This window comes from Paenibacillus sp. J5 (assembly GCF_054955055.1).
The window spans coordinates 1-24,125 of the sequence record NZ_JBUEDD010000006.1; the positions used below are offsets into that span (position 1 = coordinate 1).

Genomic DNA, 24,125 nt, shown 5'->3' on the forward strand with positions numbered 1-24,125 from the left:
TGGTTTGTTATGCAGCCGCTCATTCTTGATGTATAATTTCAATAAGTCCATCTGGTTTGGCTAGAGAGAACGATCGATCATCATGAAAGCGGGGATGACATTGGATAAGACCATAATGAGACTGGAGCAGCATCACTTTGATGAGTATATGGCATTGGAGCAGTATGCGTTCCAGTTCCAGTTCACCGATGAGCGGCTAGAGGAAGAGAGAGTAGCATTTGATCCGGAGCAGGTATGGGGTTTTTTCGATGAGGAACGATTATGCTCGATGCTGACGATTATACCGCTGGAGGTGTACGTATTCGGCAAGGTGTTACCTATGGGTGGAATTGCCAGTGTGGCGACTTGGCCGGAGGAGAGACGCAAGGGAGCGGTAACGCAGCTAATCCGCCACGCATTGCAGGAGATGAGGGCACAAGGTCAATCCATCTCCATGCTGCATCCGTTCTCTATCCCCTTTTACCGCAAGTACGGCTGGGAGCTGTGTATAGAGCATCGTAGCTACACGCTAACCCAACACCAGTTGTCCCATCATTTTCAGGCTTCAGGTCGTGTTGAGCGGCTGTCAGCGAAGGGGGACGAGTTGGCTGCATTGCTGGCTCCTATCTATGAACAATATGCTGTCCGTTATAACGGTACACTGGCGAGAACGCCGCAATGGTGGCAGCGCTCGGTCTTTCGCCGAAAGTCTGGGAGGGTGGTTATGTATCGCAATGCCAGTCAAACTCCCACCGGCTATGCAATCTATGAACTGAAGGATCGCGTGCTGAACATCAAAGAAATGGTATACCTTGACCACGATGCCTTTCAAGGGCTTTGGGGCTACTGGGCCAATCATGATTCCATGGTAGAGCAGATTAAGGTCACCGCGCCGCTTGATGATGAGCTGCCGTATTGCTCGCCCGATCCGCGAATTGAACAGCATAACGTGCCATACTATATGGCACGAATTGTGGATGTTGAAGCCTTCCTGCAGCAGCAGCCCTTCGGGAGACCTGAAGCATCTGGTAGGTGTCAACTGATTATCGAGGACCGAGATGCACAATGGAACACTGGTGTTTACGTGCTCAAGGTTGATCCTCAGTATGGCATTCATGTAACAAAATATGCAAAAGTACAATCGGATCTCCCCATGCTTCAAGGCGATATTCGTGCTTTCTCGGCATTGCTGACCGGCGCAAAGCTTGCAACAACGCTACATAGGCTGGGTATGCTTCAAGGCGATGTGGAGGCTGTAGACGAGATGGAGAGGTTGATTCCAGATAAAATAACGTATCTGGCAGATTTCTTCTGAGCGGCTTAGCCGGTTCAATATTTGCTGCATCATAACCGACGAACGGGATGTGGGCGGGAGGCTTCTAGCGTTGTCTTCTGCTCATATTCTCTTATACATAGGTATGTTTCGCTCATTGGATGTAAACAATACAAGCAGTTAAAGTGCGGGGAGACAGAGGGGTCAGACAGATTTTGTAGTGGAAACACTTGACCTTGGCACAAATATCAGTATAATAAAAGTTAAAGTCAAAGAAAGTCAAAGTCAATGACTTTTCTTTCTAACAAACGGTCTTCGCTGTAGACTGCTTGATTCAAAGCAAGGCTGTATGTTTATGCAAGATCATGATGTATATTCTCTAGGGGCTGGTGATATGCGAAACATTTCAGATGCACTGGAGCATTTCCTGAAGCAACTGCTGCAGGATAGCTCTGAGGGTTCAATTGAGATTCAACGAAATGAATTGGCCGATAGGTTTTCATGTGTGCCTTCCCAGATTAATTATGTATTAAGCACCCGCTTCACATTGGAAAAAGGGTATCTGGTGGAGAGCAAGCGCGGTGGTGGCGGATATATTCGAATACAGCAGGTAGAGCTGCCTAAGCTGAAGGCGATACAAGGTCATATTCACCATACGATTGGAGACCAGGTGGACCAAGGCGCTGCGGAGGGGCTGATCTACCAACTGCTGGAGGCACAGATGATCTCCTCCAGAGAGGCGAATCTGCTGCGCGCGGCTATACATCGGGATGTTATTGCACTCAAGCTGCCACTCAGAGATGAGGTCAGGGCGAGAATATTGAAGTCGATGCTCATATCGCTGCTTGTGAAGTAATTGCCCGATGTGCACGACTGGCGCTGTCGGTGTTGACGAACCGGACGAATGGATACCGGGATTGCGGTTACATGTTGTTGAAGGGAGTGACTTCTTCATGCTATGTCAGGAATGTGGAGAGCGGCAGGCTACGCTTCATTTTACGAAGATTGTGAATGGGGAGAAGACAGAATTCCATATCTGCGAATCCTGTGCCAGGGAGAAGGGCGAGGGCATACCGGGCACGCCTGGAGGCTTCTCCATTCATAGCTTGCTCTCGGGTCTGCTTGATTTCGAGAAATCCGGGGCTACGGGGCTTGGCCCTAAGCCGCAGACGATTCGTTGCGATGAGTGTGGACTGACTTATGCCCAATTCAGCAAGATTGGACGCTTCGGATGCAGCTCATGCTATAAGCATTTTGCTGCCCGGCTAGACCCGTTGTTCAAGCGAGTTCATGGCAATACGGTACATGTCGGCAAAATTCCAAAGCGCTCCGGCGGGCAGATTCAATGTAGACGCGAGCTGGATGAGTTGAAGAAGGAGATGCAGCGGCGGATCGAGCAGGAGGAATTCGAACAGGCTGCAAATATCCGTGACCGGATTCGAGAGCTTGAACGCAAGATTGGCCAATCCGGCTAAGAGGCAGGAGGGATTACGGTGGGAAAACGACGTTTTGCTCAGGAAGCATTAAGTGATTGGATGCGCAGCGAGGGACCCGATTCCGAGATCGTAATCAGCAGCAGGATTCGCATTGCGCGCAATTTGCAAAAGCAGCCGTTTCCAATGCTAGCGACCAATCAGCAATCGCGTGAGGTGATGGAGCAACTGACAGCAGTTGCTGGGTCAACCGATTTGCAGCAGGCAGGAACCTTTGACACGTTTATATTGTCAGAGCTGAGTGAACTGGAGAAACGAGTGCTTGTCGAGAAGCATCTGATCAGCCCGAATCTTGCCAGTGAATCGCGGGCGGGCGCTTTAATATTGAGCGATTCCGAATCCGTCAGTATAATGATTAACGAAGAGGATCATTTGCGCATCCAATGTCTGTACCCTGGTTTTCAGGTTAAGGAAGCCTGGACATTGGCCAGCCAAATTGATGATATATTTGAATCGCAGGTCGATTACGCCTTTGATGAGCAGCGCGGCTATCTGACCAGTTGCCCAACCAACGTGGGAACCGGCATTCGCGCATCGGTGATGATGCATCTGCCGGCTCTGGTGCTCACCAAGCAGATTAATCGCATCTTGTCCGCTATTACGCAGGTCGGTCTAGCGGTACGGGGCATCTATGGGGAAGGCAGCGAGGCGGTAGGCAATCTGTTCCAGATCTCCAACCAGATTACGCTGGGCCAATCCGAGGATGAGATTATCGACAATCTGCATAGTGTCGCCAGGCAGATTATCGAGCATGAGAAGGCAGCACGCGAACGGCTGATGGCTGAATCGAAGATTCGTATCGAGGATCGGGTGCTTCGCTCCTATGGTATTTTGTCCCATGCAGCGATTATGGATTCCAAGGAAGCAGCGCAGAGATTGTCCGATCTGCGGCTAGGCATCGATCTGGGATTGATTGAGAGCGCGGGGCCGCAGGTGATGAATGAACTGATGGTGCTGATGCAGCCTGGATTTTTGCAGCAGGTTTTCGAGGAGAAGTTAAATTCGGAGGAGCGGGATGTGCGGCGGGCTGAGCTGATTCGCCGATACTTAACGCAGCAAACTTAAAGCTGGAGGTGTATCGCTATGATGTTTGGAAGATTTACTGAACGAGCACAGAAGGTTTTGGCACTGGCGCAGGAAGAAGCCGTTAGGCTGGGGCATAACAATATCGGCACAGAGCATATCCTGTTGGGTCTTATTCGTGAAGGAGAGGGCATTGCTGCCAAAGCTCTGATCGCACTGGGCCTGGGATTGGAGAAAATTCAAGATGAGGTCGAGACGCTGATTGGCCGTGGTCAAGAGCAGCCGACCAATATTGCCTATACGCCAAGAGCGAAGAAAGTGATCGAGCTGTCCATGGATGAAGCGCGCAAGCTGGGTCATACCTATGTTGGCACCGAGCACATCCTGCTCGGCCTGATCCGGGAAGGCGAGGGCGTCGCGGCTCGCGTGCTGAACAATCTCGGCATCAGCCTGAACAAGGCACGCCAACAGGTGCTGCAGTTGCTGGGCAGTAGTGAGGCCGTGTCGAGCAGCCACGGGGCTCCAGCTAATGTGAGCACGCCTACGCTGGATGGACTGGCGCGTGATCTGACGGCGATCGCCCGCGAAGGCAATCTCGATCCGGTTATTGGACGCAGCAAGGAGATTGAGCGTGTAATCCAGGTGCTCAGCCGCAGAACCAAGAACAATCCGGTGCTGATCGGGGAACCGGGGGTCGGCAAGACCGCGATCGCAGAGGGACTGGCGCAGAAGATCATCGCCAACGAGATTCCAGAGACGCTGCGCGACAAGCGTGTCATGACGCTCGATATGGGCTCAGTGGTAGCAGGTACGAAGTACCGCGGCGAGTTCGAGGATCGTCTGAAGAAGATTATGGATGAGATTCGTCAGGCTGGAAATATTATTCTGTTCATCGACGAGCTGCATACGCTGATCGGTGCGGGCGGCGCTGAAGGGGCGATCGATGCCTCCAACATTCTCAAGCCAGCACTGGCTAGAGGAGAGCTGCAATGCATCGGGGCAACCACGCTCGATGAATATCGCAAATATATTGAGAAGGATGCCGCGCTTGAGCGCCGCTTCCAGCCGATTACGGTAGACCAGCCGTCTCCGGAGGAGGCTGTTCAGATTCTGCATGGTCTGCGTGACCGCTACGAAGCGCATCACCGGGTGAAAATCACCGATGAGGCGATCGAGCAAGCGGTGAAGCTGTCCGACCGCTACATTCAAGACCGATTCCTCCCGGATAAAGCGATCGACCTGATCGACGAGGCCAGCTCCAAGGTAAGGCTTCGCTCGTATACGGTACCGCCAAACCTCAAGCAGTTGGAGAACCGCCTGGAGGATATCCGCAAGGAGAAGGACGCGGCTGTTCAAAGTCAGGAGTTCGAGAAGGCAGCGGCACTGCGCGATACGGAGCAGAAGATTCGCGAAGAGCTCGATGTGACGAAGAACCAGTGGAAGGAAAAGCAGGGTCGTACCGATTCGGAGGTTACGCCGGAGGATATTGCGCAGGTTGTTGCAAGCTGGACAGGAATTCCGGTCAGCAAGCTGGCTGAGGGCGAGACGGAGCGTCTGCTGAAGATGGAAGACATTCTGCATGACCGGGTAATCGGTCAGAAGGAAGCGGTCAGCGCTGTATCCAGGGCGATCCGCCGCGCGCGTGCCGGCCTGAAGGACCCTAAGCGTCCGATGGGCTCCTTCATCTTCCTGGGCCCTACCGGTGTCGGCAAGACGGAGCTTGCCAGAGCGCTCGCCGAAGCGATGTTCGGGGATGAGAATGCGGTCATTCGGATCGATATGTCTGAATATATGGAGAAGCATTCGACCTCCCGTCTTGTCGGGGCGCCTCCGGGATATGTCGGCTATGAAGAGGGCGGCCAACTGACGGAGAAGGTACGCCGCAAGCCATACTCTGTAGTGCTGCTGGACGAGATCGAGAAGGCGCATCCTGAAGTGTTCAACATCTTGCTGCAAGTGCTGGAGGATGGCCGTCTGACGGATTCCAAGGGACGTGTCGTTGATTTCCGCAATACGCTGATCATCATGACCTCCAACGTAGGGGCGGATCAGATCAAGCGCAACTCGACACTGGGCTTCACTGCTGTGCATGATGCCGGTCGTGAATTCGGGCAGATGAAGGATAAAGTTATGGCGGAGCTGAAGAAAAGCTTCCGTCCGGAGTTCCTTAACCGCATCGACGAGACGATCGTATTCCACTCGCTTGAGCAGGAGCATATTGCCGAGATCGTCACGCTGATGTCTGAGGAGCTGCGCAAGCGTCTGCGCGAGCAGGATGTGGACTTCGTCCTGACCGACGCAGCCAAGAAATTCCTGGCTGACACGGGCTATGATCCGCAATATGGTGCGCGTCCACTGCGCCGCGCGATTCAGAAGCATATTGAGGACCGCTTGTCGGAAGAGCTGCTCCGCGGCAATATTTCCAAGGGCGATTCGCTGACGATCGATGAGAAGGAAGGCGAACTGGTTGTGCTGAACAACCAGGGCGGCGCCAAGACAGAGGAAGAGCCGGCAGCGCAACAATAGCAACAGGCATCCTCCGTTTACAGCTAATGTAGACGGGGGATGCTTTTTTTGTATTTAATTTCTGAAGTAGCTGTAACGAATGGGAAGCTTGAGGTACTACATGAATAAGCGAATTCAATAAGGGAATGTAACAGACAACGGGAGAGGGGGAGGAAGACGCTTGAAGCTGGAGGAGCTGTACCGAGAGATTCAACCGCGAATCTATGCCTATTTCTATGCCAAGACGGGCATGAAGGAAGCGGCAGAGGATCTGACTCATGAAACCTTCTACCAAGCCATGAAGAACCATGCTTCATTTGGCGAACGCTCCTCCCTGTCCACATGGTTGTTTGCAATCGCTGTTAATGTGTTGAGGAAGGAATACCGTTCCAGGCGCTATCGACGGCAGCTAGCCGCTCGAATAGAGCCGCAGGAGGCTGAGCGGCGGGCACTGACGACAGAGCAGCAGGTGCTGCAGCGTGAACAGCAGCGCCTGCTGCTGGACAAGATCAATTCGCTGGAGGAGAACGCGAAGGAGATCGTGATTCTAAGAGCGTATGGGGAACTGTCATTCAAGGAAATCGGTGAGCTGACCGGACAGAGCGAGAATTATGCCAGAGTGACATTCCATCGTGCCAAATTAAAGCTGCATAAGGAGTTGGAGGGATATTATGGATCGTAGAGTGCGATATATTATAGAGGATCTGCTCCCATTATATCATGAGAATCTGCTGCAGCCGGAGACGAAGCAGTGGCTGGAGGAGCAGCTTGGCAGCTCAGATGAATATCAGGAGCTGGCACAGCATGCAGCACAGCCACTGCAGATTACTCCATCAGAGCTTCCTCCGCCCGCAGCGGACTATTCGGCTATGATCAGACGAATACAGCGGCGGTTGTCACTCTATCAACTGCTGTTTGTTGCATTGTCCTTCTTCCTGGCTCTCCAGACCTCACTGCTTAATAACAGCTTCGGATTCATACTCTGGTATACGGTGCTGGGGCTGCTCACTTATCTGTTCTACCGCAGCGCGGTGACCGTGCTGGCCATCTCTGCGGCGCCCATCCTGCTCTGGTCGCTGGGGCAAAGTATAGCGGAATGGGCATCGGGGAGCGGGGGCGATTCTCTAATCATCTACGTTTTGCACTCATTTGCATCGGGGGCACTGTTAGCTCTCCTTCACGGGGGATTTGCGATGATAGGCTGCTGCATGGGGTGGCTGATACGAAAGCTAAGGGAGGGCGGGGAGAAGGATGATATCTAAAAAGCGAATCTATGGTCTGGCATTGGGGCTTCTTGCTCTGTTGGTTTTGTTCATCTATAACGCCTTTAACGGCAATCCGGCGAGCAAGTGGCTGGCGCAGCAAAGCCTGGAGCAGTATCTGAAGGAGCAATATCCAGAGCTGGAGCTGAGAGTGAAGAAGGCAAGCTATACGTTCAAAAATGAGGAATATATCTTCGAGGCAGTGATCATCGGCGGCGTGGAGCAGGAGGCGAATCCTCCGGGAGAGTTTGAATTTCGCATGAGAGGCGGAATATGGCCAACGACTGTGGCCGCTGACGGATTATATACCAGCCGGCTCGATGAGGAGAAGATGGAGCAGCTTGGCCGGGAGGCGTCTGCGGAGCTACAAGCCTTATTGCAGCCGCAGGTGCCATCGCTTCGGCTTGTAGAGACCCATGTCGAGGTGCTGCGCGGGCAACTGCCAGCAGGTGCTAGCTGGAGTCGAGAGCTGGCACTGCCGAAGCCGCCATGGCTGTACATGGTGCTCGATGCTAGCCAGAGCAGCAGAGAAGAGCTGCTGGAGGCGGCCGCGCGTATCCAAACCTTGCTGGAGGAAGGCGGGTACGTGTATCGCTCTGTGACGATCAATGCGAACCGCTATGGCGATTCTGCTGAGCAGGGCAAGGATGCGCAGGGAAGAGTGATCTATGTGATCCGCTTCGACCCTCAGACCGAGCTAAAGCTAGGCGATGTTCAAGCACAGCAGTAAAGGGAGTATTCAACGTCCGCTGGGCGTGATGTGCTCTGACAGTGACCCTAAAAATACGCCTTCAGCCCGTCGTATGCGGAGCAAAGGCGTATTTTCATTAATTTTTCCGTTCCATCGGCTCCTCCATGAACCAGGAAATGTGGCTGCAGCGCCTGCAGATGAGAATGACGGCATTCCGGTTCGCCCAGTCCAGCCCGAAAAAGGTTGCCCCTTTGGAATTCAACTGGCGGTAATCCTTGGAGAACGTATCATGCTGGCAACAAGGGCAATGAATCATGGCGCCTCCCGCTTGGTAACGCATTGCGGTCACTCCTTTCGTTACTTCATATACAGGTGTATACGTAACGAATTAGAAAGGGTTGCAGGCAAAGGCAAAGGCAAAGCGCTATTCACGAATCGTAACTCTGGTGCCGATCGGTACCAACGAGGACAGCTCCAGCACATCGTCATTGTACATGCGAATGCAGCCATGTGAAACAAGGCGGCCAATCGATGAAGGATCATCTGTGCCATGAATGCCGTAATGTGGCTTGGATAGTCCCATCCACAGCACGCCGAACGGCCCGCCGGGATTGTACTGCTTGTTAATGATGCGAAATTCCCCCGTCGGAGTACGGGTGACCATCTTGCCGATCCCGACAGGGAAGGCGCGTGTGACGGTATTGCCATCGAGCAGGTAAAGCGTCCGGTCGGACAGGTCGACAATGATGCGATAGTTTGCCACAGCTACCACTCCTTTGGTACAGCATATGCACTGTATCCTGGAGTGGGAGGGCACGATTGCCTAACTCACCGCCTACTGCTCATGGGCTACTGCTCACTGGCCATAGTCCGAGAGTTCGAGAGGGGACGCTGCAACTCTCCTGGTAGATGAATCGCAGGTGTCCGAGCGTTCGATATGACGATGAGCGCACAGTCGCACAGTCATATAGCACCATCTTGGGTTATCTTAGGAATCCTGCTGCTCCTCTAGCAGTTGGAGCAGGGCGGGAGGCAGCGAGAATTGCTGGTTGTTAATAATAATGCGGCGCAGATCATCCATTTCGTCGGAAGATTGCTTTTCCTTAATTTCTTCAATCTCGCGGTGTAGCCGCTCCATCTGCTTATCGAGCGCGGATGCGGAATCCGCAGCCTCCTTCAACTCGTTGAGCAGTCGCGAAGGCACCTCCTGATTGTATTTGTAAAAAATTTTATGCTCCAGACTGGCCCAAAAATCCATCGCAATCGTGCGCACCTGCACCTCCACGCACACATGCTCCAGTCGATCAGACATATACACCGGAACATCCAGCAGTAGATGAAGGCTTTGGTAGCCATTGGGCTTGGGATGCTTAATATAGTCCTTGATCTCCAGCACCTTCAGATCGCTCTGACGCTCAAACATTTCCTGAATGCGGTAAATATCCGACAAAAATGAGCAAGTGATGCGCAGCCCGGCAATATCCTTAATCTCAGCTCGCACATTGGCGAAGGAAAAACCGACACTTTTGCGATAGAGCTTCCTCATGATGCTCTCCGGCGACTTCAGGCGGTACTTGGTGTGCTCGATGGGATTATAGTCGTGGAGCAGTTGGAATTCTTCCTTTAATATTTCCACTCTAGTTTCCAGGGCGTCCAGCGCGAATTTATACATCATCATGAAACGGGTCAGTTCATTCTTGAAACGCTTAATTTCGGTAGTTGTAAGTTGATTCATTATTTCGAGCTCCTTGTCTCTGCTAATTCCTTGCAATTGCACTAACTTTATTATAAAACAAAATGGCTGTGCTTTACAGAGCACCTCAGATTACCGCCAAAGTTGTCTCAGGACTATAGACGGCAACGTCGTCTTTGTGCGATTCTAAGAAATAGTCTCTATTTTTTGGTTCGTACATGGGAATAGTCCAGAGAGGGGGAACGGGATGAGAACCTACTTGTGGAGGCTGCTGCTGTTCAGTCTGGTTATCGGCACACTGCCCGTTATTTTGACTGGCGGTCTGTCCTATTTCATCGCAGCGGAGGCTGTGGAGGAGAAGGTGAGTGAGGGGAATCAGCTCATTCTGCAGCAGACCCGGCTGCAGCTTGAACAGATGCTGAAGTCACTGGAGAAATCTACCCTGCAGTTTTCCAATTCACCGCTTGTGCGCCAGGCGCTTGGCCAGCAGTGGACAGAGGAAAATTTCGTTGAGGTGCGGGAGATGACGACCGGGCTGCTCAGTTTGCAGACGTCGATTCCGGTCCATCGGGCTTATTTTGCCAATTTGGAGTCGCAATGGGTGGTAGGGCTGGATCAGTTCAAGCCGCTGCCATTGTTCCAGGAGCGTGCTCGCTTTCTGGCGTATGCGGGCGACCCCCGCAGTCTGTTTGTCGATGAGGGCATGGCTGAGAACCCCGTGGCGGGAATGGGCGAGGGGGGCAACAGATCGGCCATGGAGGCAGGAGCGGATCGCGAAGCTCGTACCGTGCGGCTGGTGCAAAAGGTTCCATTGATCCCCAGGCAGCAGGTGCCGCGTGGGCTGATGGTGGTTGAGGTGCTCAAGCAGGATATGGAAAGTCTATTGTCGCGAACGAAGGAGATGGGCTTTCATTACATTATCGGTCAGGATGGGGTGGACTTCCTCGGCACGTCTGCCCAGCAGCAGCGCTATGGCAAGATCAGCGCAGAGGTATTGGCGAGGCTGATGGGTCAGGAGGATGCTGCGGTAGACTCCGCGAATCCGGTCGTCGCTACGGGTGCTGGCTATGGCACCGCTACGGAGCAGGCTGCTGCAAGGCTTGCTATGGGCAGTTATAGCGCTGTGGCTACAGCCACAGGGGCGGAGGGACAGGAAGGCAAAGAGGTGTATCCGAACGGAGAGAGTGATGCCGGTTATGAGCGCGCAGCAGTAGTCGATGAGCGCAGCAGCTCCCGCGGCGCCGGAGTATTCCGTTCGACGATGGCGGATGGCACAGCGGTCGTCGTAGCCTATCAATCCTCCGCATACAACGGCTGGACCTATATTTCGGTTACCTCGCTCTCGGAGGTGACCAAGCAGACCAAGAGCATTGCCATCCTCACTGCGGTCAGCGGGCTGCTTATTTTGGCTCTGGTTCTTGTTAGCGCTTACTTTGGGAGCTTGCGCATGTATCTTCCAATTCGGCGGCTGCTTGAGGTTGTACAGCAGCTCGGGATGGAATCTGCCGCGCGCAGGCGAGGCGAGCTGAGCGAGATTGAGAGCAGCTTGCGCAGTCTGGCCATCTCGCGCAGTCAATTGCAGCAGCAGATGCGGGGCCAGGCCAGGCATTTGAAGGAGTATATGGTGCTGAAGCTGTTCGCCGGGCAGGATAAGGGCGGTCAACTACAACAACAAGGAGGCGTATACGGATTCCCGCTGCGCTGGGGGCATCTGGCCGTTATGACCGTGCAGCTCGATCCGCTGGAGGGGACCCGCTTTGGCTCTGTTGACCGGGATTTACTGTTGTTCGCAATTAACAATATGGTCGGAGAGCTGCTGCCGGTTGCCCGCCGATTTGAGCCGATCCTGTTCGATCAGTCACAGGCCACGCTGCTGGTGCTGGACGAGGCAGACCCGGTGGAAGCCAAACGCGCGGCCTATGCCATAGCGGAGCAGGTGAAGGAGCAGGTGTGGCATTACCTTGCTCTGGGGGTCAGCATCGGCATTAGCCGGCCATTCCCGCTGCTGGCGGAGACCGTTCGGGCCTATGAGGAGAGTCTGTCCGCCCTGAAGAGCCGGATTCGACTTGGCTACGGTATTATCGTCCATTATGACGATGCCGCTGCGGGCGGCAGCCCCGGTGAGGTTGTCTATGCGCATCTGAAGGTCATGGAGGATCGCATGATCCATTACTTGAGGGAGCAGGACGAAGCACAACTGGAGGAAGCCTTCCACGGCTACTTGACCGAGATTCTTGAACGGGAGACGTACCGTAGAGAGCATCATGCGTTATTGCTTCAATTCATCTCCCGCGTGCTGCAGCAGCTTCGGGATGGGGGAGTGCCGCTCTCCGCCGTGTTCGATGGAGACCGGCAGCTTCAGCAACTGCTCGCCCTTCATACGCGCAGTGAGCTGCAGCAGTGGTTCACCGAGCGGCTGTTCCGTCCGGTGGCGCGGCAGCTCCAGGCGCGCGAGGAGAAGCAATATGACAGCATCGCAGAGCAGATGGCGGCAATGATTCATGACGGCTACCATACGCCGCTCACTCTGGAGCTGTGCGCGCAGCGGTTGAATTATCATCCGGTCTATCTGAGTCGTGTCTTCAAGAAGCATATCGGCAGAACCTTCAGCGAATATATGAGCGATTACCGGATGAAGCAGGCGAAGCGGCTGCTGGAGACGACAACGCTGAAGATTGCCGACATCGGCGAGCAACTGCAGTTCAACAATACGAGTGCGTTCATTCGCAGCTTCCGCAAATATGCCGGCATGACGCCGGGGCAATACCGTGAGCAGCGCAGCCGCTTGGCGGAGGATGACGACATGGAGTAGTCCGGGCCATGGGGCTCCTCCTAAGGCGGGGCTGTCCGGGTTGTCTAGGGAGTATGCCATGTTGCACAGGGGGTATCCATGCTTGTGGGACGGGGAGAGAGGATAGCAGGTTAACTGGAGGGGATGCGCAGCAAAGCCGCAGGGGGCATGATGGAATCCGTATCCGCTTGCAGAGGGGAGGGAGATAAATGGGGAAGCAGACGGGCGCTCAGCCAGAGCCGCTTCATACTGGTATACAGCCGCAAAGCCGCAGGCGTGCCGCGCTGATGATGGATGTGCTCCGCGACCGCTGGCTGTACGTAATGTTGCTGCCGGGCATCCTTTATTTTGTCATTTTCAAGTATGTGCCGATGTACGGTCTGGTCATGGCTTTTCAGGACTTCAAGCCCCATCTCGGGTTTATGGACAGCCCGTGGGCCGGGGTGAGACATTTTGAACGTTTGTTCGGCGAGCTGCAGTTTTGGACATTGTTTCGCAATACGCTGGTGCTGGCGGTGTATAATCTGGTGTTCTTTTTTCCGGCTCCGATTATTTTGGCGCTGATGATGAATGAGGTGCGGCGCAGCGGCTTCAAGCGGGTTGTGCAGACGCTGGTGTATATTCCGCACTTTGTATCCTGGGTCGTGGTGGTCGGCCTCAGCTACATTTTGCTGACAACGGAGAACGGACTGGTGAATGAGCTGCTCTATCGGCTGACGGGAGAGCGGATCGCCTTTTTGCTGGAGGCGGAATATTTCCGCACGGTCATCATCTCGCAGCAGATCTGGAAGGAGGTCGGCTGGGGAACGATCATCTTCCTGGCCGCGTTGACCGGCGTGGATATGGAGCAGTATGAGGCCGCTCGTATGGATGGGGCAGGCCGATGGAGGCAACTGTGGCATGTGACGCTTCCGGCGATTCGCAGCACGATTGTGATTTTGCTGATTCTGCGACTGGGCCATTTCCTGGATACGGGCTTCGAGCAGATCTTCCTGATGCTGACGCCGACGAACCGCGAGGTCGGGGAAGTATTCGATACCTTCGTCTATACGAAGGGCATGACTCAGGGACAGTTCAGCTACAGTGCGGCTGTCGGGCTGTTCAAGTCTGCGATCGCCTTCGTGCTCGTGTTCGGCGCGAACTGGCTGGCACGGCGGTTTGGCGAGGAAGGGGTCTTCTAGACGAAAGGAGGAGCTGCGGTGATTCAAGATCGATCATGGGGCAGCCGATGGTTTGACATGGTGAATGTCGTGCTGCTGTCGCTGGCGGCGTTGGCCGCGGTGCTGCCGTTTGTGTATGTACTTGCGGTTTCCTTCACCAGTCCCCAGGAGGCGGCACGCGGCGGACTGATATTATTTCCGAAGGAATGGTCGCTGGCTGCGTACCGCTACATTTTCTCGACGCCGACACTGACGAACAGCTTGCTGATTACGATCTATGTCGCGGTGCTGGGGACATTTATTAATCTGCTGCTGACGTCCTTGATGGCCTATCCGCTGTCGCGCAGAAGGCTGCGGGGACGGCAGGGACTGATGCTGATGGTGCTGTTCACGATGCTGTTCAGCGGCGGGATGATCCCAACGTATTTTGTCGTCAAAAATCTCGGCCTGACCAATACATTATGGTCGCTGATGTTTCCAGCGGCGATCAGTGCATTTAATCTGATTGTGCTCAAAAACTTTTTTCAGAACATACCGGAGGAGCTGGAGGATTCGGGCAAAATGGACGGCTGCAACGACCTCGGCGTTTTTTTTCGCATCGTTCTGCCGCTGTCCGGCCCGGCGCTTGCGACCTTTACGCTGTTTTATGCGGTCGATCATTGGAATACGTTCTTCAGTGCGGTGCTGTATATCAACGATAATACGAAATGGCCGATTCAGGTGTATTTGCGGGAGATTGTTATATTGGCGCAAAGCCGATTCGGAGATGCCAGCTTTGAAGAAATGGACATTCAGCCGCTCACGATTCGGATGGCGGTCGTCGTATTTGCAACAGCACCGATCCTGCTGGTCTATCCGTTTTTGCAAAAGCATTTTGTTAAGGGCATCCTGCTCGGCTCCGTCAAGGGGTAGCACGGGAATGCACCGTGATGCACGGTTGAGGGCGCGTAGGTGCTGTTGTACCGTGGTAAGGCACTGGAGCTGAACCTATGTGGTGCAGACCTGCTCCAACTGGGCGAGTGGGCAGACGGGAAAATGAGTGAAGAAGGGGGAAATACGTATGGTAAAGACGACAGGGAAAGGGCGGCGCTGGCTTGCTGGCGTGGCCTCGTGTGTACTGGCTGCAGGACTGCTGGCAGGCTGCGGGAGCAATGGCGCGGATAGGGAGCGGCCTGCCTCCGATGCGGAGGGGACAAAGGAGCCGCTAACGGTATCGATTGGCCTGACGCAGGTCGGAGATATTCCGGCCAAGGGGAATGAGGTGGAGCGGGCGATCGAGGCGTATACGGGTGTCAAGCTGGATATTCAGTGGATTCCGCAATCGACCTATGATGAGAAGATCAGTGTCATGATCGCCTCCAGCGAGCTGCCGAAGATTGTCAAGCTGAACTACACGCCGCTTATCATCAGCTCCATCCAGTCGGATATGTTCTGGGAGCTGGGGCCGTATTTGCAGGATTATCCGAATCTGGCGGCGCAAGGGGAGCAGCATTATAAAAATATTTCGGTGGAGGGTAAAGTGTACGGGGTGCCGCTGTTTCGGGATATTGGCCGGGCGGCCTTCAATTATCGCAAGGATTGGCTGGAGAAGCTGGGGCTGAGTGTTCCGGTGACGCTGGACGACTGGTACGCGACACAGAAGGCGATGGTGCAGCAGGACCCGGATGGCAACGGGCAGAACGATACGTATGGCTTCGTACTGGAGAAGCAGTACAATCTCGGCAACTCGGCGCTCCCGACAAGGTTGGCCGTCAGCATCGGCGGTGTGAACCGCTGGGGGATGGTGGACGGCAAGATCACTCCGGAGATGATGACCAAGGAATACCGCGAGGTGCTGGCGATGCTTCGCCGCATGTTCGAGGAGGGGCTGATCAATCGGGATTTTGCCGTGCTGGATAGCTCGGAATCGAGCAAGTTTTTTGATAGCGGGCGCGCCGGCTTGGGTAACGCAGTGGCGCAGAGCGTCAAGAGCCAGCATGATCGTCTGGTAGCCAACGATCCGAATGCGGTAGTGGATAACGCCGCCTTCGCCGGGCCGGACGGCATCCGTCTGGCAGGCGAGCCGGGGCATAACGGATTTTTGGCGATCCCCAGGTCGTCAGTAGCCTCTGAGGAGGAGCTGAAGCAATTGCTCGGCTTTCTCGACAAGCTGATGGATGAGCCGCTGGCGACACTGCTCATGCGCGGCGTTGAGGGCAAGCATTTTGCTTATACGGAGGATGACCGGACGGAATTCCTTGACTTCAGCCTGTTCCAGCGCGAGGTGAAGCCATACCGCGACAATCTGCCGAATGTGGAAGGGTATCATGTGAAGACGCTCAAGGATACGGAGCTGGGAGAGAAGGGAACGCGGATGGCCAAGGAAAACGCCCAATATGCGATTCCGAACTCGGCGCTGACCCTGTCCTCCGTCACCTACTCCGAGCGCGGCGCAGAGCTGGATCAGCTATTGCAGGATGCTCAGACCAAGTACATTATGGGCAAAATCGATGATGCCGGGCTTGATCAGGACATCCAGAAGTGGCTCCAAGCCGGCGGACAGAAGATTATCGATGAGTATCAAGCGGCTTACGATGCTTTGAATGCGCAATAGGCCGAAGCATGCCTTGCTAACAGTAAAAAAGTCCGGTGGCGCTCGCCTGTGGAAGGGAGCCGCTCACCGGACTGCTGCATTGACAGCATGACTTAAAAGAAATAGCTGTGCATCTCATCAGGAACGCCGCATCGGCGTAAATACCATTCGAGCGGCTCGCCCTGCTCCATCTGCTCGCCGCAGGAGAGCAGCTTGACGGCGAATTCATTCGCCTGTCGCTCGAATTTGCCGATCATAAAATGCGTGCTGCGCGTAATGAAATAATGGTTGAAGCCCTTATGCAATATCATATGGCCCAGCTCATGAGCGCAGATAAAGCGCCGCTCATTCTCGCTCAGGCTTTGATCGATCACAATATACTTCTGCTTGAGCAGTCGCTGACAGTAGCCCTTGACCTCCTGCGGGAGAGGCAGCATCAATATCGTGATGTTCATCTTCTCAGCCAGCTTGAAGGGACAGTTGGTTCGATGCTTGCTGTACAAATTGCGTGTTCTCTTTTTAATATCCAATGACATCCCCGCCTTCAACAACCTCCCAGTTGTGCTGCACATCCCTTGCCTCCAGCCGAAGACCGGCGCACTCTAAGGTTAGTTCCTAATCGGAACGAAATTAGAGTGCACGCCTGTCTCAGCCTTGAGGCTTCTTCTTCTCGCGGTTTTTCTTCCAGGCTTCCTTGTTCTTCTTCTTCGCGTCCCAGAAGATGGTCTCCATGACCCCCATCATCTTCGCCCGATCTTCCTCGGAAAACTCGATGCCGTCAAAGAACAGCACCTCCGGGCTTTGGAGCATCAGCTTCAGATCGCGCTTGTCCTTGGAGGTTGCCCAGTCAGGTGCCGGGGGCGAGTAGCTGCGATCCATCGAGGGAATCTCAGAGCGTCCAAGCAGGTAATCCAGAGAGACCTGGAACAGATCTGCAATCTTGTGCAGTGTCTCTTCCCTTGGAATCCGGTTCTTCTCAGCAGATTCATAGCCTGCAATCGTGGAGCGCTGAACGCCCAACTTGTCCGCAACTTCATCTTGGGTCCATTGTTGTTGTTCTCTAAGCTGTCTAAAACGTAGATGAAAGCTCGTCATATGTTGTATCACCACCGGAACATAATACCTTTATTTTACACTATATTGTTCCGAATTGAAACCTTATTTTGAAGAAAAAACAGGAATATAAATGAAGAAATGAGTTGACTTAGTTCCTAAAAGGAACTAAAATAGAAGAGAACAAACGTTCCTTTTTCTGTTGTTGCTGGGGGCTATACAGAGCTCTTTCTTCTATAAAAGGTATAGAGAACAAGAAGGTATGAGAACAAGTGTGCAAAGGAGTGTTGCATCCTATGGTAACGGTGGTAACGGTGGCAATGGCGGGTAAGCCTTCCTATGAGCATGAGGTGATCGAGCAGTTGAAGGGGTACAAGCGTCTGGCGGGGCGGATTGCCATGCTGGAGAAGCAGCCGGTTGGGATGGGCATCGCGGTCTCCCGCGGGCCGGAGGGCGACCGCTTGCAGGCGCTGCACCGCAAGCTGAAGTCGATGCCTTCCTATATGTATCTGTCTCCGAGAGAGCAGGAGCTGGAATTGACGGCGCATGCTTATATTGAGAATTATACGACCGGGACGCTCAGCCAACTGCGTGAGGTGCGGCGTGTGCACGGAGCGGATGAGGAGGATCAGGGGAAGCTTAATGATCTGGCTCATCGGATTGCCAAGGTGCTGGAGGCGCGCCGTGGTGATGGGGACAGCTACGAGGGCTATGAGGGGGCGGTCAGACGTCTGGATGAGTTGAAGGCGCTGCAGGAGCAGAAGGACCATATCGACCATGCGTTGGAGTCGCTGGCCTCCTACAAGCCCGATTACTCCCGGCTGCTGCGATTGCGGTTCATAGAGGGGCTGTCGGTGGAGGAGGTATCGGCTCAGCTCCTGATTGTGCGCAAAACCTTCTCCCGCTGGAAGCCGAAGGCGATCCATGAATATGCTGAGCTGGCAGGGCTGGCTTAGGAAATACGAACATAACCCGTTCCGGCAACAATCGGAGCGGGTTTCTTCGTTCTCAGACTCCCGATCGCTCTAGCAGCTTGCGATGGGCGATCCATGACGATGACCAGGATTCACGAGAGCTCCCTGCAAGAGCCTGAAGCAGGGGCTGTGAGAGCTGTCCCGCAGATGTCCCATCGAAGTCCCGAGCGCGTCCCCTTTTCCGCTTTTTCCTGTGCTATTATGGTAATGTAGACAAAAAAGATAAACAACCACTGCAAGTTGCAAGGGCTGCCCTAGAGGCAGCCTTTGTGCATATATAAGAATGTATAAGTGCAGTTCGCCTTCTATATCTACGCGAAACAAAGCTTAGCCGTCAAGGACGGCGACAGCCGTTTACGCTTGTTATATAGAGTGTCAAGTGAAATGGCTTAATACAGCCTTATATAGCTGCATGAAACAGGCGATGCCGTCCATAGATGGCATCGCCTGTCTGCACTTGTATGTGGTGGTTGAGGAGGGGGTGAAATCTTCAGTGACGACGCTCACGAGTGTGCGGGCGAGCTTGGTCGGCATGTTGGCCGCTCATTTTCCTGCGGTACCGATTCAAGAGAGTGCACCGGAGAGCAGCGAACAGATGCCATGCTTGGTCGTTCGCCTGCTGTCCTCGTCTCAGGAGCAGGAGCGGGGAAACCGCTTCATACGCACGCATAGCTTCGATATTGAGTATATGCGGGGAGCTGAGGAAGAGGCGAAGACGCAACTGGAGGTGTACGAGCAGCTATACGGGCTGACCCTGGAGTTAATGACGGCAGACGGTCTGCTCAGAGGCAAGCGTCAGCGATGCCGAACCTTGCAGGGAAGGCTGCATTTCAAGGTCGACTATGATGTAGCCCTGATGCAGCAGAAGCCGCCTGCACAACCGATGCAAGGCATGAGTATGGAGGTGGATATGAAGCAATGAGCATTCAGGAGGAAGCAAAGAGGGCGGCAAATGCCGATCGGCGAGGAGATAAACGTCAAGCTCCGCTAGCATATAGCAAGCAGCAATATCTAACCTCTGAGGGGTATACCCATCTGGAGAAGGATATGATCGAGGCATTGCTGGAGGAGGGGCGGCTCTACACACACGCAGAGCTGCAGCAAATCATCAATTCATTCATCAATCAGGAGGCGAAGTAAATGGCAGGAGGAACATTCGTTACACAAAATAAGGTGCGCCCAGGCGTCTACATTAATATGAGCAGTGCCCCGCAAACCGTGGGCACAACAGGCGAGCGCGGGGTCGCCGCTCTGGCGCTGCCGCTGTCATGGGGAGCGGAGAAGACACTGCTCCGTATTCAGTCGAGCCAGGCAGATCTGAAGGAGGTGCTAGGCTATGAGCTGTCTGCGCCACAGTTGCTGCTGGTGCAGGAAGCGCTGAAGCGTGCGCAGACGCTGCTGCTGTATCGTCTGAATACAGGCGTTCAGGCATCTGCTACGCACGGCGTGCTGGAGATCAAGGCGCGCTACAGCGGGACACGCGGCAATCAACTGGCGGTGGTCATTCAGTCGAGCCTGGAGCATGAGGGCAAATATGAGGTGAAGACATTGCTCGAAGGCGTCGAGGTCGATCGCCAGGTGGCGCTGCAAGCCAGTGAGCTGCAAGCGAATAGCTGGGTCAGCTTCGCGGGAACGGACGAGCTGGAGCCGACGGCAGGCATCCCGTTGACAGGCGGAACAGACGGCGCCGCGGCGAATTCGGATCATACAGCATTTCTATCCGCACTGGAGCTGCAAAGCTTCAATACGGTAGCGCTGGTGTCGGAGGATGAGGCATTGAAGGGCGTCTATACAGCCTTTATTCGCCGTCTGCGGGAGACAGAGGGCTATAAGGTGCAGGCTGTGCTGACCAACTATCCGATCGCTGATCATGAAGGAGTCATCAGCGTGAAGAATGGCGTTATTTTGGCAGATGGCACGACACTGACGGCAGCGCAGGCGACTGCTTGGGTGGCAGGGGCTACTGCGGGAGCAGCACCTAATGAGTCGCTGACCTATCGCGCCTACGACGGAGCCGTCGATGCCGCGGCTCGCTACACCCATACGCAGACCGAATCCGCGCTGCAAAACGGCGAATTTGTGTTTACGGCCAGCAACGGTCAGGCCGTAGTGGAGCAGGACATCAATACGCTGACTCGCTTTACGGCGGACAAAGCCCGCTCATTTGCGAAGAACCGTGTCATTCGTGTCCTGGACAGCATCGCCAATGACTTGAAGCGTATCTTTGAAGCGTCTTACGTAGGGCGTGTGAACAACAACAATGACGGGCGCAGCATGCTGCGTAACGAGGCAGTCAATTACCTTCAGACGCTCCAATCGATCGCTGCGATTCAAAACTTCAACCCACAGACAGACTTTACAGTGCAGCAGGGTGAGGCAGTAGATAGCGTGCTGATGGAAGTGAGTGTTCAGCCAGTTGATGCAGCCGAAAAAATCTATCTGAAAGTGACGGTGGCGTAATATGGATTTTCTGAGAGCTAGAGACATTATTTCCGGTCAGGAAGGCAAGGCATATGCAGTTATTAACGGCAAGCAGGAAGAAATGTTCTATGTGAAAAATCTGGAGGCAACGGTCGAGAAAAATAAGGCAGAGGTGCGTGTGCTGGGGCGCAGGGGCGTGCAGCATAAGGCCTCTGGCTGGAGCGGTACAGGCAGCATGACCATCTATTATGTAACCTCTGTCTTCCGTGAGCTGATGATGAAATACATTAAGGATGGCATCGACACCTACTTCCAGATTACGGTGAGCAACCATGACCCGTCGTCCTCGATCGGCGAGCAGCGTGTCACGCTGAAAAATGTCAATCTGAACAGTGTCATCATGGCGTCGCTGGACACGGAGAGCGATGCGCTTGAGGAGGAGATGGAGTTCACATTCGAGGACATCTTGATCGAGCAAGCATTTCAGGCGCCGAGCCTGTAAGGGGGCGATCGACCGCCGTCATGAGCAAGAACACCGCGCGCTGGTAGCTGCGGGTCGTGCGCCCGCAAGGCTGCTGGCAGCGGCATTGATCTGATGCGTTGCACAATGGCATGCTGTTCCTGGCCCTGATGGCTAGAGAGCAGCCTGCCTAATTCTATTCTACTATTTGGAGGAATAACGATGAGCCAATTTCAAGCTTTTTTTGCACAAAATGCGTCCATTGAGACGACAGAGGAGTACATCGTATCGAACCGCTTCAAGGATGAGGAGGGCAACCCGATTCCGTGGAAGCTGCGCAGCATAACCGAGGATCAGAATGCAGAGATTCGCAAGGCGTCGACCCGTCGGCAGAAGGGGAAGAACGGCTCCTATACACTGGAGACCAATCAGGAGGAGTATGTAGCCAAGCTGGTGGCGGCTTCCGTGGTGTATCCCGAGCTGAAGGATCTGGAGCTGCAAAAATCATATTCCACGATCGGTGCGGAGTCGCTGCTGCGCAAAATGCTGCTGCCAGGTGAATTCGGCGGCCTGCTTAAGAGGGTTCAGGAGCTGAATGGCTTCGAGCAGGAGCTGGGGGACATGGTGGATGAAGTAAAAAACTGATCGAGGAGGGCGATGGGGAGGCGAATTACGCCTACTATGCTCTCCACGAGCTGCATATTTTGCCGCAGAATCTGATGGCGATGAGCAGGCATGAGCGTGCAGCCATCTACGCGATGATCGATGTACGCATCAAGACAGAGAAGCAGCAGCAGCGGAAGATGAAGCGGCGCTAGGCAGGGGAATTGAAATGAAGGGTGGTGATGATGAATGTCAATCGCTAGCGTACTGACAATCATTAATACAGTAGGTCAACTAGCAGTTCTGAATTTGAGAGTAAAATTAAAATATGATGAAGCGGTAAAAAGTGTAAAGAAGTTCTCCAAATGGCTCTGGGATTTGACCCCCCAATTGAAAGTTGGATCAGAGGTCAAGAAGTATTATGGGGAAGCGATAGGGTTAGCCCGCCAGGCTGTCGATGCTGCATACGAACGTATCCGTGCGGAACAGCAGCTTCAGAAAGTGATGGCGAATACTAATGGTAGATCTCAAGGCGAAGTAAATCAGGTTGAACATCAAGCGGATCAGCTCAGTCTCGTCACGCCGATAAATGCAAATACAGGAATTGTTGGTCAGGCCCAGCTAGCCCTGCATGTGAGCAACCCTGAAAATGTGAGCAAGCTTACGGAGCCGTTGTATGATTTGGCAACTGAGATGTTTGGTATCAATGTAAATACAGATCAAATTAAGCAAGCAGCCGATCTTATGGGTAAGGTTATGAATGGAAATATTGACTCTATCACCCGAAATGGAGAGAAGCTCAGTTCGTTTTTATCCGAAAGCGAGCGTCAAATGTTCAAGTTTGGAAGTGAAGCTCAGCGTGCAGACTTGCTTGTCCAAATGCTGAATGAGCATACGGAAGGTGTGGCCCGTTCGTTGGGAGAGACGCCGGAGGGCAAGTTGCGTATCCTTCAAGGCATGATGCAGCAGTTACGTGAAACAATCGGACTCGGTATTTTGCCTGGGCTGATGGGAATTGGTGATTTGTTTATATCAGCCTTTTCCTCAGGCACATTTGATGGTTTTATCAGTGCAATTATTAGCGGCTTCAATCTAATCATAGATGCGGCTAATTGGGTAGCTGAGCTGTTGCTCAATAACTGGGATAGTGTCATGAATGCTCTTGCAGCTTTAGGCATCGCTGCCGCTATTTTTGCAGCCATTTGGCTCGTTCAATGGGTGATTGCTACATGGCCGCTTTTGCTGATTGTTGGTGTCATCTTTGTACTCATCCAAATTTTAAATGCCTTTGGGATTTCAACCGGGGAGATCATTGGTTTTGTTGTTGGCCTGTTTTTGGGCTTGTTAGGGATAATCTATAACGTCGTTGCTTATGCATGGAATCGCTTCGTAAGCTTTGCGGAGTTTCTTGCTAATATTTTTAATGATCCTGTTTATGCTATTCAAAAATTGTTTTATGACTTAACGATGAATTATCTAGGTTTCATGTATCAAATGGCAGTGGGTGCAGAAAAATTCGCAGGGAGCTTTATTAAAGTTTTTGTGGAGGCGATCAACGGAGCGCTGAAAGCCGTCAACTGGTTGATAGAGAAGATTAGTGGTGCGTTTGATCTCAATTTAAATACAATCACTTTAATGGACGAGACAGACCCGAATGCATTAAGCAAAGGTATTCAGTCTGTAATGGATTGGATGCCTAAGCCGACGAGCGACAAGAAGACAGTTAGCTTTGATAATTTGAGGCCATCCTTTTCTAATCCTGCTGAACTGTTTAATAATGGCTTCAATGCTGCAACGAAGTTACCTAGCGCTGATCTGAACGCTGATCCATTCCTCTCCGACAAGCTCAAGAACGGCACATGGGGAACCGCCGACGAAGGCGGTGCTGGCAATATCGGTACAGTGAACCGTGTCAACTCGCTAGGCAATATTGACGAGCAGGTGGACATCTCCAGCGAGGATCTGAAGGTAATGCGCGATCTGGCGGAGATGAAGGCGATTCAGAACTTCGTTACATTGACCCCGACAGTTCAGGTAACGACGGGAGATGTTCGTAATGGGGATGATGTGGATACGATGATCGCCAAGATCGAGGACATATTAACCAAGCAGATTACAAGCACAGCAAGCGGCGTCTATGGGTAGTGCCAGACGCCGCTTGCTGCTGTCTGC

At 53.4% G+C, this 24,125-nt stretch carries 24 protein-coding genes; 19 read left to right on the top strand and 5 right to left on the bottom strand.

What is annotated here, in order from left to right; translation table 11 throughout:
* The first annotated feature begins 100 nt into the window (after nt 1-100).
* The 8 genes from ACY1JZ_RS12340 to ACY1JZ_RS12375 all read left to right on the top strand — a co-directional run bounded on the left by ACY1JZ_RS12340 (nt 101) and on the right by ACY1JZ_RS12375 (nt 8,265).
* Nucleotides 101-1,294, top strand: a complete 1,194-nt coding sequence (locus tag ACY1JZ_RS12340; protein WP_462629412.1) for a GNAT family N-acetyltransferase — start codon at nt 101-103, stop codon at nt 1,292-1,294.
* A gap of 352 nt (nt 1,295-1,646) precedes the next feature.
* Nucleotides 1,647-2,108 (top strand): CtsR family transcriptional regulator, encoded by a 462-nt coding sequence (locus ACY1JZ_RS12345; RefSeq protein WP_270166139.1) that lies wholly within the window; start codon nt 1,647-1,649, stop codon nt 2,106-2,108.
* 97 nt (nt 2,109-2,205) lie between these two features.
* A complete protein-coding gene (gene mcsA / locus ACY1JZ_RS12350; RefSeq protein WP_270166136.1) occupies nt 2,206-2,727 on the top strand; it encodes a protein-arginine kinase activator protein McsA in 522 nt (173 codons plus the stop codon).
* Nucleotides 2,728-2,745: 18 nt separating this feature from the next.
* Complete coding sequence (mcsB, locus tag ACY1JZ_RS12355) at nt 2,746-3,810, top strand: protein-arginine kinase McsB (RefSeq protein WP_270166134.1); 1,065 nt, start codon at nt 2,746-2,748, stop codon at nt 3,808-3,810.
* A gap of 18 nt (nt 3,811-3,828) precedes the next feature.
* Nucleotides 3,829-6,294 (top strand): ATP-dependent protease ATP-binding subunit ClpC, encoded by a 2,466-nt coding sequence (gene clpC, locus ACY1JZ_RS12360; protein WP_270166132.1) that lies wholly within the window; start codon nt 3,829-3,831, stop codon nt 6,292-6,294.
* Nucleotides 6,295-6,454: 160 nt separating this feature from the next.
* Nucleotides 6,455-6,955: an RNA polymerase sigma factor gene (locus ACY1JZ_RS12365; RefSeq protein WP_270166129.1), complete on the top strand. Its 501-nt coding sequence runs from the start codon at nt 6,455-6,457 to the stop codon at nt 6,953-6,955.
* Nucleotides 6,945-7,535 carry a hypothetical protein gene (locus tag ACY1JZ_RS12370; protein WP_462629414.1) on the top strand — a complete coding sequence of 197 codons (591 nt, stop codon included), beginning with the start codon at nt 6,945-6,947 and terminating at the stop codon, nt 7,533-7,535. Before ACY1JZ_RS12365 ends, ACY1JZ_RS12370 begins: the two co-directional genes overlap by 11 nt.
* Nucleotides 7,525-8,265, top strand: coding sequence for a YfjL-like protein (locus ACY1JZ_RS12375; RefSeq protein ID WP_462629416.1), 741 nt, complete (start codon nt 7,525-7,527; stop codon nt 8,263-8,265). Before ACY1JZ_RS12370 ends, ACY1JZ_RS12375 begins: the two co-directional genes overlap by 11 nt.
* A gap of 97 nt (nt 8,266-8,362) precedes the next feature.
* Here the strand turns inward: ACY1JZ_RS12375 and ACY1JZ_RS12380 are convergent, their stop codons facing one another.
* From ACY1JZ_RS12380 to ACY1JZ_RS12390, 3 genes are all read right to left on the bottom strand, one after another.
* Nucleotides 8,363-8,566 (bottom strand): hypothetical protein, encoded by a 204-nt coding sequence (locus tag ACY1JZ_RS12380; RefSeq protein ID WP_270166123.1) that lies wholly within the window; start codon nt 8,564-8,566, stop codon nt 8,363-8,365.
* A gap of 84 nt (nt 8,567-8,650) precedes the next feature.
* Nucleotides 8,651-8,989, bottom strand: a complete 339-nt coding sequence (locus ACY1JZ_RS12385) for a L,D-transpeptidase (RefSeq protein WP_270166121.1) — start codon at nt 8,987-8,989, stop codon at nt 8,651-8,653.
* Nucleotides 8,990-9,214: 225 nt separating this feature from the next.
* The gene (locus ACY1JZ_RS12390; protein WP_270166119.1) at nt 9,215-9,961 is read right to left on the bottom strand and encodes a GTP pyrophosphokinase; all 747 of its coding nucleotides are present in this window, start codon (nt 9,959-9,961) and stop codon (nt 9,215-9,217) included.
* Between the two features lie 205 nt (nt 9,962-10,166).
* Between ACY1JZ_RS12390 and ACY1JZ_RS12395 the strand changes: the two genes are divergently transcribed.
* From ACY1JZ_RS12395 to ACY1JZ_RS12410, 4 genes are all read left to right on the top strand, one after another.
* Complete coding sequence (locus ACY1JZ_RS12395; protein WP_462629417.1) at nt 10,167-12,731, top strand: helix-turn-helix domain-containing protein; 2,565 nt, start codon at nt 10,167-10,169, stop codon at nt 12,729-12,731.
* A 266-nt stretch (nt 12,732-12,997) separates the two neighbouring features.
* On the top strand, nt 12,998-13,891 hold the full coding sequence (locus tag ACY1JZ_RS12400; protein WP_270172663.1) for an ABC transporter permease: 894 nt from the start codon (nt 12,998-13,000) through the stop codon (nt 13,889-13,891).
* A gap of 18 nt (nt 13,892-13,909) precedes the next feature.
* A complete protein-coding gene (locus tag ACY1JZ_RS12405) occupies nt 13,910-14,782 on the top strand; it encodes a carbohydrate ABC transporter permease (protein ID WP_270166117.1) in 873 nt (290 codons plus the stop codon).
* 148 nt (nt 14,783-14,930) lie between these two features.
* Nucleotides 14,931-16,463 (top strand): extracellular solute-binding protein, encoded by a 1,533-nt coding sequence (locus tag ACY1JZ_RS12410; protein ID WP_462629419.1) that lies wholly within the window; start codon nt 14,931-14,933, stop codon nt 16,461-16,463.
* Nucleotides 16,464-16,555: 92 nt separating this feature from the next.
* Here the strand turns inward: ACY1JZ_RS12410 and ACY1JZ_RS12415 are convergent, their stop codons facing one another.
* Complete coding sequence (locus ACY1JZ_RS12415; RefSeq protein WP_270166115.1) at nt 16,556-16,972, bottom strand: ImmA/IrrE family metallo-endopeptidase; 417 nt, start codon at nt 16,970-16,972, stop codon at nt 16,556-16,558.
* A 118-nt stretch (nt 16,973-17,090) separates the two neighbouring features.
* On the bottom strand, nt 17,091-17,537 hold the full coding sequence (locus ACY1JZ_RS12420) for a helix-turn-helix domain-containing protein (RefSeq protein ID WP_270166113.1): 447 nt from the start codon (nt 17,535-17,537) through the stop codon (nt 17,091-17,093).
* 254 nt (nt 17,538-17,791) lie between these two features.
* Here ACY1JZ_RS12420 and ACY1JZ_RS12425 point away from each other — a divergent pair, with 254 nt between their 5' ends.
* From ACY1JZ_RS12425 to ACY1JZ_RS12455, 7 genes are all read left to right on the top strand, one after another.
* Entirely contained in the window at nt 17,792-18,451 is a 660-nt protein-coding gene (locus ACY1JZ_RS12425; protein ID WP_462629420.1) for an ECF-type sigma factor, read from the top strand.
* 397 nt (nt 18,452-18,848) lie between these two features.
* Nucleotides 18,849-19,391: a phage tail terminator family protein gene (locus ACY1JZ_RS12430; protein ID WP_462629421.1), complete on the top strand. Its 543-nt coding sequence runs from the start codon at nt 18,849-18,851 to the stop codon at nt 19,389-19,391.
* Complete coding sequence (locus tag ACY1JZ_RS12435; RefSeq protein WP_462629422.1) at nt 19,388-19,609, top strand: hypothetical protein; 222 nt, start codon at nt 19,388-19,390, stop codon at nt 19,607-19,609. The genes ACY1JZ_RS12430 and ACY1JZ_RS12435 overlap by 4 nt, the downstream gene beginning before the upstream one ends.
* Complete coding sequence (locus ACY1JZ_RS12440; RefSeq protein ID WP_462629424.1) at nt 19,610-20,929, top strand: phage tail sheath family protein; 1,320 nt, start codon at nt 19,610-19,612, stop codon at nt 20,927-20,929.
* A gap of 1 nt (nt 20,930) precedes the next feature.
* Nucleotides 20,931-21,392 (top strand): phage tail tube protein, encoded by a 462-nt coding sequence (locus tag ACY1JZ_RS12445; protein ID WP_462629426.1) that lies wholly within the window; start codon nt 20,931-20,933, stop codon nt 21,390-21,392.
* Nucleotides 21,393-21,572: 180 nt separating this feature from the next.
* Nucleotides 21,573-21,995 (top strand): phage tail assembly chaperone, encoded by a 423-nt coding sequence (locus tag ACY1JZ_RS12450; RefSeq protein ID WP_270166102.1) that lies wholly within the window; start codon nt 21,573-21,575, stop codon nt 21,993-21,995.
* A 207-nt stretch (nt 21,996-22,202) separates the two neighbouring features.
* Nucleotides 22,203-24,098 (top strand): hypothetical protein, encoded by a 1,896-nt coding sequence (locus ACY1JZ_RS12455; RefSeq protein WP_462629427.1) that lies wholly within the window; start codon nt 22,203-22,205, stop codon nt 24,096-24,098.
* The last annotated feature ends 27 nt before the right edge of the window (nt 24,099-24,125 follow it).